Below are 13,726 nucleotides of genomic sequence, written 5' to 3' on the forward strand. Positions count from 1 at the left end.
AGTTGTTAATCGGTCTGTAAACAGAGATAATAGACACTGTTTGCATCATCGTTGGGCGATACACATATCAAATGAGTGAATTTTTAGTTTTATTAGTAGGTACAGTACTGGTAAATAACTTCGTATTGGTCCAATTTCTGGGTCTATGCCCGTTTATGGGTGTGTCTAACCGGTTAGAAACTGCGATTGGCATGTCAATGGCAACGACTTTCGTACTTACCCTCGCCTCTTTAACCAGCTACTTAGTCGAACATTATGTTCTTCAGCCACTAGGTATGGGTTATCTGCGCACCTTGAGTTTTATACTCGTTATAGCAGTAGTTGTGCAATTTACTGAAATGGTGGTGCATAAAACAAGTCCAACCTTATATCGTTTACTTGGTATTTTTTTACCGCTTATCACCACCAATTGTGCGGTTTTAGGTGTTGCCTTACTTAATGTTAATCAAGATCATAATTTTGTAGAGTCGGTTATTTATGGTTTTGGCGCCGCGCTTGGTTTCTCCTTAGTGTTAATACTTTTTTCTGCTATGCGTGAGCGATTAGCTGCTGCAAATGTGCCCTCTCCTTTTAAAGGAGCTTCCATAGCAATGATTACCGCGGGCTTAATGTCGATGGCATTTATGGGCTTTACTGGTTTGGTGAAGTTTTAATGACGTTAGTGATCGCACTTATTGTAATAGGAATCATGGCGCTTATTTTCGGCGCGATACTCGGTTATGCCGCGATTCGATTTCGCGTTGAAAGTGATCCCCTAGTCGAACAAATAGATGCACTTTTACCTCAAACCCAATGTGGCCAATGTGGCTTTCCAGGTTGTCGTCCTTATGCAGAATCCATTGCTAACGGTGATGACATTAACAAATGCCCTCCTGGTGGAGACGCCACCATCAAACAATTGGCCGAGTTAATGGGGGTTGAAGCGAAACCTTTAGATGCCGCCCATGGGCAAGAAGACGTCAAAAAAGTCGCTTTTATTCGCGAAGATGAATGTATTGGCTGTACTAAATGTATTCAAGCTTGCCCAGTGGACGCGATTATTGGTGCAGCCAAACAAATGCATACTGTTATTCAAGATGAATGTACCGGATGTGATTTGTGTGTGGAGCCTTGTCCAGTTGATTGTATCGACATGATTCCGGTTGAACAGAATACTTCTTCATGGCGATGGCAACTCGATGCTATTCCAGTAAAACAAGTCAATTGAGGAAGTTTAAATTGTATTCTGATTATGACAGTATTTTACAACGATTAAATCAAGGCCGATTGTGGGACTTTCATGGTGGTGTGCATCCACCTGAGCTGAAATCACTCTCTAATCAAAAAGCCATTGAAACTATAACCATGCCAAAAACTCTGCATGTTATGGTGAAGCAACATATTGGCGTAGAGGGAGGCTTATTAGTCAAGGAAGGCGATCGAGTACTCAAAGGACAACCTTTGAGTCATAGTACAAATCCCTTTTCGGTCCCTGTACATGCCCCCACATCGGGTTACATTCGTCACATTGGACCCCATGTTTCAGCTCACCCTTCCGGCCTGCCAGAGCTGGCTATAGAAATAACTACCGATGAATTTGAAACCTGGGCTCCCCTTAACCCTATTTTAGATTATCAACAAAAACCCAAATCAAAAATCGTTGAAGCAATATGTAATGCTGGTATTAGCGGTATGGGAGGAGCTGGTTTTCCAACCCATATTAAATCGTCTCCGAAGAAAAATGTTGAATTTTTGATTATCAATGGTGTGGAATGTGAGCCCTACATAACGTCTGACGATCGGCTGATGCGCGAGCATGCATGGCAGATTCGACAAGGTATTGATATTTTAGTGCACCTGTTAGCACCAAAGTTAGTGATTATTGCGGTTGAAGACAATAAACCTGAAGCAATTGAAGCTATGCAAGTTGCTTGTCAGGAAAATGCTAAGTACAGAGTTGTTGCCATCCCAACCAAATACCCCGCGGGCGGTGAAAAACAACTGATTCAAATTTTAACTAATCGCGAAGTACCCGGAAACGGACTGCCCATTGATGTGGGTGTCATTATGCAAAACGTAGGAACCTGTTTCGCCATTGCCGATGCTATTTTTACTGGGACTCCTCTTATTCGGCGCGTGGTTACGTTAACCGGACAAGCATTCAAACGTCCGCAGAACGTTTGGGCGCCCATAGGTACACCCATCTCACATTTGTTGGAAATTGGTCAATATAAGGCTCACAAACAGCGGGATCGAAAGCTCATTATGGGTGGGCCTATGATGGGGTTTGAAATTGTTGATGATCAGGTGCCGGTGGTTAAAATAACCAATTGTATACTTGCCCCATCAGCCAATGAAATTCAAGCCCCCGGCGCAGAGCAGCCTTGTATTCGATGCAGTGCCTGTGCAGACGCCTGCCCTGCTAGCTTGCTGCCACAACAATTATTTTGGCACAGCCAAGCGAAAGAATATGAAAAGGCCAATGAATTAAACCTATTTGATTGTATTGAATGTGGTGCCTGCGCATACGTTTGCCCCAGTGAAATTCCCCTGGTTCACTATTATCGTGTTGCCAAAGCCGATATACGCACCCAAGAACAGGAAAAAGCACAAGCCGACAAAGCCAGATTAAGATTCGAGGCACGTAAAGAACGCTTAGAAAGAGAGCAAAAAGAGCGCGAAGAAAAACATGCCAAAGCGGCCGAAGCGCGCAGAAAAGCAATGAGCGACAAAGGCAATGATGCGAAAGACAAGATAGCGGCGGCCTTAGCGCGAGCAAAAGCTAAAAAACAAGCCAACTCGGCTCAGTTAGAGTCGCAACAAGCGTCTCCTCAAAAAGCACAAACAAGCGAAGCCTCAGAAGCACCGCAAACAGCTAATAATAGCAAACAAGACAAAGTTGCAGCGGCTATTGCTCGAGCCAAAGCGAAACGCGCAGCGGCCAAGGAAGCGGCGGAAAAAGAAGCCAACCCCGCGTCGGAAGATAGCAATACTGGAATAAAAGAAACGGACGCAAATAAAGCTCCCACAACAAGTGATGTTGTACCTGAAGCACCAGCCAAAGCTGCCAATTCCAACAAACAAGAAAAAGTGGCGATTGCTATCGCTAAAGCAAAAGCAAAACGCGAAGCGATTAAGCAGGCGCAACAAGCTGAAACAGCAAAAACAGAGACTGCGTTAAACACGACGCCAGTTACCGACGAGCAACAACAACTGCAAACTGAAGATGTGCATCAGGAAAAATCAGAGCCCACAGCAAAACAAAAAGCAATAGCAGCGGCAATTGCCAAAGCCAAGGCTAAAAAATTAGCTAACGCTAAGCCCGCAGCAAGTCCATCGGTAGAAAAACAAATATCCACTGAGAAAAATTCAGAACAACCTGAAGTCGCTAATGATGAGTTGCAAACAAGCCAGCAACCAGAAAAATTAACTGCTGCACAAATTCGCAAGCAAAAAGTCGAAGCCGCAGTCGCAAAAGCACGAGAACAAAATCGTATTGCGAAACTAAAGCGTGCCGAAAAGGCCGCTAAAAAGCCGTCTAGCTCCACAGCAGACAAGGATGAAAGTTAATCCCCATGAGTTTTAAATTTGCCAGCTCGCCCCACCAAAGAGTAAAACGTAATACTGGTCAGGTAATGCGTTTAGTTATGTATGCAGGTATTCCAGGCTTAGCTGTACAAACATGGTTTTTCGGTTGGGGAGCATTAATTCATTTTATGATCGCCAGCATCACCATCATAGTCACTGAAGCTGCCATTCTTGAAATGCGTAAAAAGAACTTTGAAGTCGCGATAAAAGATTGCAGTGCTTTGGTTACCGCTTTTTTAATCGCCGTGAGTATTCCACCATTTGCTCCTTGGTGGATCACTGTAATAGGTAGTATTTTTGCCATTGCGATAGTCAAACAACTTTACGGTGGATTAGGGTTTAATTTATTCAACCCTGCCATGGCGGCTTATGTGATGCTGCTTATCTCGTTTCCAGTGCAAATGTCTACTTGGGCGATTCCACAAGCATTAAGCCAATTTCCACAATCATTTTTAGATTCATTTAGTATCATTTTTAGCGGCTTTAGTGCTGACGGCTACAGTATTGAGCAACTGCGAACTCACGTTGATGGCTATACAATGGCCACCCCTCTTGATGCTGTGAAAACCGCAATTTCCCAAGGCTTAACCGTACAGGAAAGCATGCAAACCGCTGTGTTTAATAATGGTCTGGGCGTAGGCTGGTTTTGGGTCAATTTTGCCTATCTTTTAGGCGGTGTACTGTTATTAAAAGTAAATGTCATTAAATGGCATATTCCGGTAGGTATGATTGCTGGCATTATAGGATTGTCACTGGTTATGTACTTGGTAGATGATGGAGTCTATGCAAGTCCAATGTTCCACCTATTCAGTGGTGGCTTCATGCTTGGGGTGTTCTTTATTGCCACCGATCCGGTATCCGCGACCACCACCAATCGAGGACGTATAATTTTTGGTTTTGGGATAGGTGCATGGGTATACATTATTCGTACTTGGGGAGGTTACCCTGATGCGATCGCATTTGCTGTATTGATCATGAATATGGGTGTTCCTTTGATTGATTATTACACCAGACCAAGGACTTATGGCCATCACACAGAACACACAAACGTGATTAAAGTCAAACAGATAGATAGCGGAAATACAGGTAAGGAGGACTAGTTAATGAAACAAAGTATCGTTAGCAATGGTCTTAAACTCACCGCGTTTGCTTTAGTGACAACGGCGATCATAGCCATAACCTATGCCGTAACTGAAGATCAAATAACCGAGCAGCAAATACAAAAACGCCTGGCTATTTTGAACGCAATTATTCCGCAGTCTTTATACGATAATGATATTCACCATGATTGCACTCAGGTTGTAGATACTGAATATTTAGGCTCAAAAGCCCCCCAGACCGTATATTTAGCAAGAATGAACAACGCGCCTTCAGCGGTTGCAATTGAAACAACTGCGCCAGACGGATACAGTGGTAAAATTGAGCTAATAGTAGGCATTAATATGCAATCGGAAGTGACCGGAGTACGTATTTTAGATCATAAAGAAACTCCAGGGTTAGGTGACAAAATCGATATCCGTATCACTGATTGGATTACTGCATTTACTGGCAAGTCTGTTACCACTGACAACCACAAAGATTGGCAAGTGAAAAAAGACGGTGGCCAATTTGATCAATTTACCGGCGCAACTATTACCCCACGGGCAGTGGTAAAAGCGGTCAAAAATGCGGTGTTATATTTTCAGCACCACCAGCAAGATCTTTTTAACGCCACAAAGACCTGTGAAGCCATGAATGACCAGCCAATTAACGGCAAGGTAGAATAAGATGAATCAGTTTAAAGAACTCAGTTGGCAAGGATTATGGAAAAATAACCCCGCCATAGTACAACTGCTTGGACTATGTCCACTCCTAGCTGTGACCATGACAGTCATCAATGGGTTAGGTTTAGGTCTTGCCACAACTTTGGTATTAATTGGCTCAAACTGCACAGTCTCATTGGTGCGTAATTTAGTCCCTAATGAAATTCGTATACCAATATTTGTGATGGTAATTGCCGGCTTTGTTACGGTTGTGCAATTGTTAATGAATGCCTACACTTTTCGACTTTATGAAGCGCTAGGCATTTTCATTCCTTTGATAGTCACCAATTGTGCCATCATTGGGCGTGCAGAAGCCTACGCGTCGAAAAACCCTGTGGGTCATGCTGCATTCGATGGTTTGATGATGGGGCTTGGTTTTACCCTTGTGCTAGTGATTTTGGGAGGCATGCGTGAACTCTTAGGTTATGGCACCCTATTCTCTGGTGCCAACTTACTGTTCGGTGAATGGGCAAGTGTGTTAAAAGTGACGGTATTCGAAACCGATAGCCCTTTTTTACTAGCCATACTGCCGCCAGGTGCCTTCCTGGGCATGGGGTTACTTATTGCTCTTAAGAATGCGCTAGATAAACGGGTTGAATCGTGGGTTGTGACACCACAACAAGATAAAGTGGTACAGCGCGCCAGAGTGACGGCAGAAAGTTAAGGTAGTTGAAGTAATGAATAACCAAAAACGTCGGGAAATACTGACGCGACTGCGAGCAGAAAATCCTGAGCCAACCACAGAATTGAATTATTCTAGTCCCTTTGAATTATTGATAGCCGTATTGTTATCAGCTCAAGCCACAGATGTGGGCGTCAATAAAGCCACGGCCAAACTTTACCCGGTGGCCAATACACCACAAGCCATATTAGATTTAGGCTTAGACGGGCTTAAATCTTATATCAAAACCATAGGCTTGTTTAACACCAAAGCCGTCAACACCATGAAAACCTGCCAAATGTTGGTGGACTTGCACGGCGGTGAAGTGCCCGAAAACCGTGAAGCCTTAGAAGCCCTGCCCGGCGTGGGACGTAAAACCGCTAACGTAGTACTCAACACAGCTTTCGGCTGGCCAACAATAGCCGTAGACACCCATATTTTTCGCGTTTCCAATCGCACTAAACTGGCCATGGGCAAAAACGTCGATGAGGTCGAACAAAAACTGCTAAAAGTGGTACCTGCAGAATTTAAAGTGGATGTGCATCATTGGCTGATACTCCATGGTAGATACATTTGTGTAGCTCGTAAGCCCCGTTGTGGTGCTTGTATTATTGAAGACCTATGTGAGTTTAAAGATAAGACTGAATAATATTCAGTTTTCAAAGTAGTTGAAGAACTCAGGACGAGCCCCAAATACTTGCAATGGTTTTCAACTCAAGGCATGAATAAAATAGGTTCGTCATTTAAAACCAAACATTTGTACTATCAACTTTCATAGTTTATAGTGCTTTTCGTGACGTCGGCATAATCAAATGCCTCTAACATTCAACTGAAACGTCGCTAACCCCAATTAAATACTGAGGAAAGCGATATGATTGATAAATATGCGTTGCATGATCTACATTCACGTCTTGAAAAATTACCACGTGCCTCGCTGGCACTACTCCCTACTCCAATACAAACACTGAAAAGATTTGGCGCGTCCCTAGGCGGTCCAGAGCTATGGATGAAGCGAGATGATTTATCTGGCTTAGAAGGTGGTGGCAACAAAACACGAAAACTTGAATTCATAGTGGGTGATGCGCTGTTACAAGGTGCAGACATGTTGGTAACGGTTGGCGCTATTCAATCCAACCATACCCGACAAACCGCTGCTGCCGCTGCCAAGGCAGGCCTAAAATGTGCGCTTTTACATTGCGCCTGGACCAAAGATGCAAGCGCTACTTATCGGCAAGTAGGTAATATTCTTTTAAGCCACGTAATGGGTGCCGAACTTTATGTGGACGAAACTGAGCGCCCTATCGAAGATCAAGGTCCTCTGGAAGAATTCATGGACTATCTTCGGCAACAGGGGCACAAACCATATCTAATTCCAGGAGGTGCTTCTGAACACCCCTTGGGAAGTATGGGCTATATAAACTGCGCTGCTGAATTAGCTATCCAAATGGCTGAAACTGGCCAAGTCTTTGATTACCTTGTGCATTGCACTGGCTCAAGCAGCACCCAAGCCGGTCTGATCGCAGGCTTTGCAGCACTTGATATCAAAACCAAAATCATCGGTATATCGGACGATAACGAAACCGAGATTAAAAAATCTCGTGTTGAGCTTTTAGCCAATAACGCTTTACGTGAGCTTGGACTAGATGTGCGAGTGCAACCGAAAAGTATTGAAATTATACCTGCTAATACCAACGCTTACGGCATCGCTGATACAGAAATTACCGATGCTATCCAGCTATTTGCCAGTACCGAAGGGTTGATTGCCGATCCTGTCTATGAAGGTCGCGCAATACGTGGGTTATTAAACTTGTCTGCTGAAGGTCGCTTTGAGAAGGACGCAAAAATTCTGCTTATGCATCTAGGCGGATCGCCTGCTATCCATGCCTATGCCGAAAAATTTGGCGCAATTCAACTTCATCCTTTTACTGTTTAATTAACTCTTTATTCTCAGAGGTATTGTAACGTGACCGAAATTTTATTAGATAAAGATTCTCTTGTAGCAAACATTCGAACCCAATTCCAAAATAGTGACCAACTAAAATATCAGCGGGCTTTACAAGAGTTTTTTGATGGTGAAACCTTTATTGGAGATAATGTTTTTGAAACCTGCTTCAAATTACGTGCGGGCTTACCCCCACTTGCATATGAAGTTTCAGGTCCTTATTGTGCAATCAGCAATGAATACGCCACCATAGGGCGCATTTATGAACGTGGTGAACTGATATTTGAAAGCAATATAAAACAGCAGATACAACAACGCACAGCAGCGATGGTTTGGCTTTTTCTTTCTGCCTTGGAGCATAAGCCAGAAAAAATATTAATGGTGGGCGCAGGGAAACTATCCCTTGAAATCGTTAAATATTTAAAGCATTTTATACCAAGCTTATCCCAAATCGATTATCACACGCGGGCCCAGCACACTGAATCATTCGAACAACCTTGCGGCAGCAAAGGTGTCGCTTCTGATTATCAACAGAACCTCAAGCTTGAAGCTTATGACACTATTATTATGGCTACGAATACCAACTGCTGTTTAATCGACGAAACCAACATTACTTCAATCAAACCAGGGGCGGTGATCGCGTCACTTTGCACCACCTCACAAACAGGGGAGATTGCAGGTAGTGTATATGCTAGAGATGACGTTAATGTTATTTTCGACTATGAACTAACACGTAGTTTTACGGCAGATATGAAAGCGGCTGATAGAATGGGTTATTTGGATAACGTCCTATTGCTAAGCGACATCTTAAAAGGGCAACAACCTAAAGATATTTCGAAAAAGAAGAACGTTTTACGCATTACAGGCACGCCCATGCAAAATATTGCTGTGCTGGATATGATACGTTCAATCTAATTATACTAGTCCCCACGGATGTGTTGTGGGGATAATTATAAATAAATAGGCACTCTGGGTCTTACCTCCACTTATATCCATACTTTCAAACAATGTGTTAAATGACTATATTCTGCTATTAACGATCGTTCAAAGAGCAGCTTGCCAACAGATACTTTTGGCACTAACCTGCTCTTTCAGAATTATAGGGTTGAGTTTATCAACAGCGATACTGCCGCAATTGCCTGGCCCACTATCGTCGTGGACACCATCGCCGTAGACACCCACATCTTTAGAGTATCCAACCGCACTAAACTCGCCATGGGCAAAAACGTCGATCAGGTTGAGCAGAAACTACTTAAAGTGGTTCCGGCAGAATTTAAAGTCGATGTGCATCATTGGCTGATACTCTATGGTAGATACATCTGTGTAGCGCGCAAGCCCCGTTGCGGTGCTTGTATTATTGAAGACTTGTGTGAGTACTCTCCACCAGTGATTTCCCGATGTTTACAAGGCTTGTGTTAAGATCTCTCGACTTTTGTCTAGGGTGATATCACTGTGTTCACCAAGTGCGGTCATGCCATGCTGTTTTAACCCATCAATAAGTAAATCGATATCTTTTGCACCAAGATCTACGTCAGATAATCGGGTGGGTACTTGCATTGTTTTGAAAAACTGTTCGGTTAACAGAATAGCTTGTTCAATACGAGCATCCTCATCCCCCTCATTTATCTGCCAAACCCGCGCTGCATATTGCAGTAGTTTTTCACGCTTATTCTCACGACAGACTTTCATGACAGCTGGTAATACTATGGATAGCGTACGTGCGTGGTCAATGCCAAACGCTCCCGTTAATTCATGACCTATCATATGGGTTGACCAATCTTGTGGTACACCGGCACCAATTAGTCCATTTAATGCCATGGTTGCCGACCACATAATATTGGCTCTAATTTCTAGGTCATCTTTGGTTTCTGGCTGTAAAGCTTTAGGCCCTTCTTCAATTAAGGTTTGCAATAACCCTTCACTGAAACGGTCTTGTACTTTGCCATTAACGCTATAGGTTAAGTATTGCTCGATAGTATGAACAAACGCATCAACAACACCGTTACTGATTTGACGATCAGACAATGACAATGTGACTTTCGGATCTAAAACTGCAAATAGTGGACGCACTAAAGGGCTTGAAAATGCACGTTTATTGCCATCTCGGGTAACAACTGCATTACCATTGCTTTCAGAACCTGTGGCTGGCAGGGTTAAAACTGCGCCTATGGGTAACGCTTTTGTGATGGTGTGCTGCTTTGTGAGAATATCCCATGGATCTTTCTCCTCACTTGGATCATCTCCCTCAAAGAAGGTCGCTGCGGCAATAAATTTAGCGCCATCAACCACAGAGCCACCGCCTACAGCTAGTAAAAAATCAATTCGCTGTTCTTTAATAATCCCCTGAGCTTTCATTAATGTGTTGTAACTTGGATTAGGCTCAATACCTGAAAATTCAAACCAAGTATGTTGTTCAAGAGCATCAACCACTTGTTGATACACGCCGTTACTTTTTATGGAGCCACCACCATAAACCAGTAAAACTCTTGCATCCGATGGTATTTGCTGGGAAATGGCGGCTATTTTTCCTTCACCAAAATGAATATGGGTTGGATTTTGAAAACTGAAATTTAACATTGATTTATATCCTAAAACTTTGCCAAGAAAAAAATGTAGAAATACCCTTATGCACCAAGGTGAGCGAGTAACTTTTCAGCGGCTAAAGCTGAACTCGCTGGATTTTGACCAGTAATAATCAGGCCATCTTGTACAACAAATGCTTCCCAATCTTGAGCTTTTTGATAATCACCGCCACGCTTAATGAGTTCATCTTCAAGTAAAAATGGCACCACATCGGTTAATTGCACGGCATCTTCTTCACTGTTGGTAAAGCCGGTTACCGCTTTTCCTTTTACAACAAAATCGCCAGACGCTTGTTTTACATTTAATAAAGCGGCACTAGCATGACAAACGGTAGAAACCGCTTTGCCTGCAGTTAAAAAACTTTCTAGCAAAGTGATTGAATCTGGATTGTCAGTAAGATCCCATAAAGGTCCATGACCTCCAGGGTAGAAAACAGCATCAAAGTCACCTTCACTAACAGAAGACAATTTCACCGTGGTCGCAATTTTGGCTTGGGCAGCATCGTCTGAGTCATAACGTTCAGTGGCGGCAGTTTGAAATTCTGCGAGTTTGCTTGTGGGATCAATAGGGGCTTGTCCGCCCTGTGGCGTAGCTAAGGTGACTTCAACACCAGCGTCAATAAAAGCATAATAAGGGGCGGCGAACTCCTCAACCCAAAAACCGGTTTTCTTGCCAGTGTCGCCAAGTTTATCGTGTGAAGTCAGTACCATTAATATTTTTTTATTCATTTTTGTTCATCCATTTATCAAAACAAGCAAGCTTGTTTAAGTGAGTTTTCATTTTCTATGGAAGGAGTATAGGCTCTCAAAAAAAGTATACAATGCAGATAAAATTGACAACATTGTATCAATAATTGATACAATTGATTTGGTATTTGTTTTTCATTGATAGGTTGCGGTATGAATGTTTCATTTGAACGTCTCAAAAGTATGGTTGTTTTTGCTCAGGTTATTGAACAAGGTAGCTTAAGTGCCGCAGCAAAACATTTAGGGCTTTCTCGCGCGGTAGTCAGCTATCACCTGAAAAAACTTGAATCTCAACTCGAGGTGAAATTACTTAACCGCTCCACTCGTTCAATCAATCTCACAGAAGCTGGCCAAGCCTTTTATGAACGCTGTCATGCTATTGCCGAACATGCCAATGCCGCCAATCAACAAATTGAAAATGTCAAAAATGAACCCATCGGCCTACTTAAAATAACCTGCCCGGTAAATGTTGGATTACAAACAATTGTGCCTGCACTGAATGAATTCAAAAAAATTCATCCTAAAATTGAGCTGGATGTGATGCTTACGGATGAAGTGGTGAATATTATGAAGGAAGGAATCGATTTGGCGGTCCGCGGAGCCCCTTTACCTGACTCGGGTTTACAAGCAAGTAAACTTGCCACCCTAAAAACCTGTTTGTGCGGTTCTCCAGAGTACTTTAGCCAATATGGTAAACCAAAGAATCATACTGATTTAGCCAATCATCAATGGGTAATTTACAAATTAACCTCAGGCGTAGTAAACCTAACAAAGGGCAGTCGCGCTTATAGTATTGTCACCCAAGGAAGTATTAGCACTAATAATGCAGCGGCGCGTACTGCATTTGTTGAAGCCGGTCACGGTTTAGCCCGCATCCCTATTTATGACGCTTGGCCTAAAATACAAGCTGGCACCTTACAAAGAGTACTTGATGACTATGTATTCAGCGATATAAATGTGTATGGTGTGTTCCCGCCAGGCACTGCAAACACAAAAAAACTGAGGTTATTACTGACCTTCTTGAAGGAGTATTTTACCCGTCAAATTAGCTTCAGCTCGACCATTTAATAGTTGCCAATCATCAAATTTCCAGTATCAAAATTAGGTGCATATTTAAGCCATCTCATATTCAAGCCCTCTAAGCCAAATAAGCTCTTTATGGCGAAAATCTTGGTTTGGCCTTTGCGGTCTGTTTATCCCATAATACAGGCTAACAAAATCGAAACCCTAACCTAAAAAAACGAGTAAAGAATCTCAAATGATTGTGAAAGTGTTACCAACAATAATCTTTTCATTTCAACTGGGCATTGCAGGCCTTGCTATTGCTCAGACTTTGTTGAGTGCTAGGGGCGGGCAAAAACACACTTACTATCTAACCGGGGTACTGATATTTCTCTCTATTCATACATTTGGTGATTTACTTGTGGTGTCAGGTGGGTATCGGTATTTCCCCAATCTAGTAGGATTACAATTCCCCTTAGCGACATTGATTGGTCCCGCATTTTACTTTTACGCGCGTTCCATGATGACCCGCTCAAATGTGTTAAGCACGAAATCTATGCTTACAGCTAGTATTGGTCCCGTACTGGGTATTTTAGTATTGCTCCCTTTCGCCTTAGGGCTGACCACCGAACAAAAACTTTCTCTTGCGGATCCACTCACCCGAGATGCTGAACTCTACAAGTTTGCTCTTCTAACTTGCTTACTCTCTACCCTTACCTTTTTAATCTCCACGCTATTGTATTTTAGCGCAACCTACCGGCTTCTAAACAACCACAAAGTTCAGCTCATGAAGAGGTTTTCGGTTATTGAAAAAAAATCACTGGATTGGTTACGCACAATTCTACTTTTATGGGGTAGTGTTTGGGTGCTTTACACCATTGAATATATATTGAATTTTATTGGCGTAAGCTGGATTGGATCGGGTGTCGTTATTCCAATGCTAAATTTACTATTGCTTTTGGCGTTTGCTCACTTATCACTTAATCAACCTTTATTGTCAGAAACAGACAAATCAAAAGACAGTGATTTGCAACCTCGAGCAGCCGCATTAGACGATGATAGAATGAAGAGAATTGCAGTAAAACTCCACAAAGTGATGCAAGGGGAACGCTTATTTTGTGAAAATGAACTGAGCCTTCACCGATTATCTGAAGCCATTGGCATATCTCAAAATCATATTTCCGAGACCCTATCCCAGCATTTACAGATTAATTTTTTCTCGTTCATTAACAATTATCGTGTAGAAGAAGCAAAAAGACTGTTAACTACAACAACCTTATCAATTATTGATATCTCGCTGGAGTCGGGCTTTAACTCTCGCTCGACGTTTAATTCTGCCTTTAAAAAAACCGAAGGCGTAACCCCGTCGGCCTATCGCATGCTCATGAATAATCATAATACTACGAAAGAATAATGAACGAAT

Annotated in this window: 13 protein-coding genes and 1 pseudogene; 12 read left to right on the plus strand and 2 right to left on the minus strand. The window is 42.7% G+C overall.

Annotated elements, in window-relative coordinates; genetic code table 11:
• Positions 1-71 precede the first annotated feature (71 nt).
• The 10 genes and pseudogenes from rsxA to Q4567_RS09745 all read left to right on the plus strand — a co-directional run.
• A complete protein-coding gene (gene rsxA, locus Q4567_RS09700; RefSeq protein WP_216050255.1) occupies positions 72-653 on the plus strand; it encodes an electron transport complex subunit RsxA in 582 nt (193 codons plus the stop codon).
• Positions 653-1,207, plus strand: coding sequence for an electron transport complex subunit RsxB (gene rsxB, locus Q4567_RS09705; RefSeq protein WP_216050254.1), 555 nt, complete (start codon positions 653-655; stop codon positions 1,205-1,207). Before rsxA ends, rsxB begins: the two co-directional genes overlap by 1 nt.
• 11 nt (positions 1,208-1,218) lie before the next feature.
• On the plus strand, positions 1,219-3,549 hold the full coding sequence (gene rsxC / locus Q4567_RS09710; protein WP_303500226.1) for an electron transport complex subunit RsxC: 2,331 nt from the start codon (positions 1,219-1,221) through the stop codon (positions 3,547-3,549).
• A 5-nt stretch (positions 3,550-3,554) separates the two neighbouring features.
• Positions 3,555-4,667, plus strand: a complete 1,113-nt coding sequence (gene rsxD, locus Q4567_RS09715; protein WP_303500227.1) for an electron transport complex subunit RsxD — start codon at positions 3,555-3,557, stop codon at positions 4,665-4,667.
• Between the two features lie 3 nt (positions 4,668-4,670).
• Positions 4,671-5,333: an electron transport complex subunit RsxG gene (gene rsxG, locus Q4567_RS09720; RefSeq protein ID WP_303500228.1), complete on the plus strand. Its 663-nt coding sequence runs from the start codon at positions 4,671-4,673 to the stop codon at positions 5,331-5,333.
• A gap of 1 nt (position 5,334) precedes the next feature.
• Positions 5,335-6,033: an electron transport complex subunit E gene (locus Q4567_RS09725; protein WP_216050250.1), complete on the plus strand. Its 699-nt coding sequence runs from the start codon at positions 5,335-5,337 to the stop codon at positions 6,031-6,033.
• A gap of 13 nt (positions 6,034-6,046) precedes the next feature.
• Positions 6,047-6,679 (plus strand): endonuclease III, encoded by a 633-nt coding sequence (gene nth / locus Q4567_RS09730; RefSeq protein WP_303500229.1) that lies wholly within the window; start codon positions 6,047-6,049, stop codon positions 6,677-6,679.
• 222 nt (positions 6,680-6,901) lie between these two features.
• Complete coding sequence (locus Q4567_RS09735; RefSeq protein ID WP_216050246.1) at positions 6,902-7,963, plus strand: 1-aminocyclopropane-1-carboxylate deaminase/D-cysteine desulfhydrase; 1,062 nt, start codon at positions 6,902-6,904, stop codon at positions 7,961-7,963.
• A gap of 30 nt (positions 7,964-7,993) precedes the next feature.
• Positions 7,994-8,887 (plus strand): hypothetical protein, encoded by an 894-nt coding sequence (locus Q4567_RS09740; protein WP_303500230.1) that lies wholly within the window; start codon positions 7,994-7,996, stop codon positions 8,885-8,887.
• Between the two features lie 246 nt (positions 8,888-9,133).
• A pseudogene (locus tag Q4567_RS09745) lies at positions 9,134-9,391 on the plus strand (hypothetical protein); the annotation flags it as partial.
• Here Q4567_RS09745 and Q4567_RS09750 read toward each other — a convergent pair.
• Both Q4567_RS09750 and Q4567_RS09755 read right to left on the minus strand, forming a co-directional pair.
• A complete protein-coding gene (locus Q4567_RS09750; RefSeq protein ID WP_303500231.1) occupies positions 9,374-10,549 on the minus strand; it encodes an iron-containing alcohol dehydrogenase in 1,176 nt (391 codons plus the stop codon). The pseudogene Q4567_RS09745 and the gene Q4567_RS09750 overlap by 18 nt on opposite strands.
• Positions 10,550-10,596: 47 nt before the next feature.
• Entirely contained in the window at positions 10,597-11,283 is a 687-nt protein-coding gene (locus Q4567_RS09755; RefSeq protein ID WP_216050243.1) for a type 1 glutamine amidotransferase domain-containing protein, read from the minus strand.
• Positions 11,284-11,454: 171 nt separating this feature from the next.
• Here Q4567_RS09755 and Q4567_RS09760 point away from each other — a divergent pair, with 171 nt between their 5' ends.
• Entirely contained in the window at positions 11,455-12,369 is a 915-nt protein-coding gene (locus tag Q4567_RS09760; RefSeq protein WP_216050242.1) for a LysR family transcriptional regulator, read from the plus strand.
• A 196-nt stretch (positions 12,370-12,565) separates the two neighbouring features.
• Complete coding sequence (locus Q4567_RS09765; protein ID WP_303500232.1) at positions 12,566-13,717, plus strand: helix-turn-helix transcriptional regulator; 1,152 nt, start codon at positions 12,566-12,568, stop codon at positions 13,715-13,717.
• The last annotated feature ends 9 nt before the right edge of the window (positions 13,718-13,726 follow it).

This window comes from Aliiglaciecola sp. 2_MG-2023 (assembly GCF_030548145.1).
Lineage (GTDB): Bacteria > Pseudomonadota > Gammaproteobacteria > Enterobacterales > Alteromonadaceae > Aliiglaciecola > Aliiglaciecola lipolytica_A.

Coding starts and splice junctions, on each gene's coding strand:
- rsxD (WP_303500227.1), top strand. CDS start 3,555: ATGAGTTTTAAATTTGCCAGCTCGCCCCACCAAAGAGTAAAACGTAAT.
- Q4567_RS09725 (WP_216050250.1), top strand. CDS start 5,335: ATGAATCAGTTTAAAGAACTCAGTTGGCAAGGATTATGGAAAAATAAC.
- Q4567_RS09750 (WP_303500231.1), bottom strand. CDS start 10,549: ATGTTAAATTTCAGTTTTCAAAATCCAACCCATATTCATTTTGGTGAA.
- rsxG (WP_303500228.1), top strand. CDS start 4,671: ATGAAACAAAGTATCGTTAGCAATGGTCTTAAACTCACCGCGTTTGCT.
- Q4567_RS09760 (WP_216050242.1), top strand. CDS start 11,455: ATGAATGTTTCATTTGAACGTCTCAAAAGTATGGTTGTTTTTGCTCAG.
- Q4567_RS09755 (WP_216050243.1), bottom strand. CDS start 11,283: ATGAATAAAAAAATATTAATGGTACTGACTTCACACGATAAACTTGGC.
- rsxB (WP_216050254.1), top strand. CDS start 653: ATGACGTTAGTGATCGCACTTATTGTAATAGGAATCATGGCGCTTATT.
- rsxA (WP_216050255.1), top strand. CDS start 72: ATGAGTGAATTTTTAGTTTTATTAGTAGGTACAGTACTGGTAAATAAC.
- nth (WP_303500229.1), top strand. CDS start 6,047: ATGAATAACCAAAAACGTCGGGAAATACTGACGCGACTGCGAGCAGAA.
- Q4567_RS09735 (WP_216050246.1), top strand. CDS start 6,902: ATGATTGATAAATATGCGTTGCATGATCTACATTCACGTCTTGAAAAA.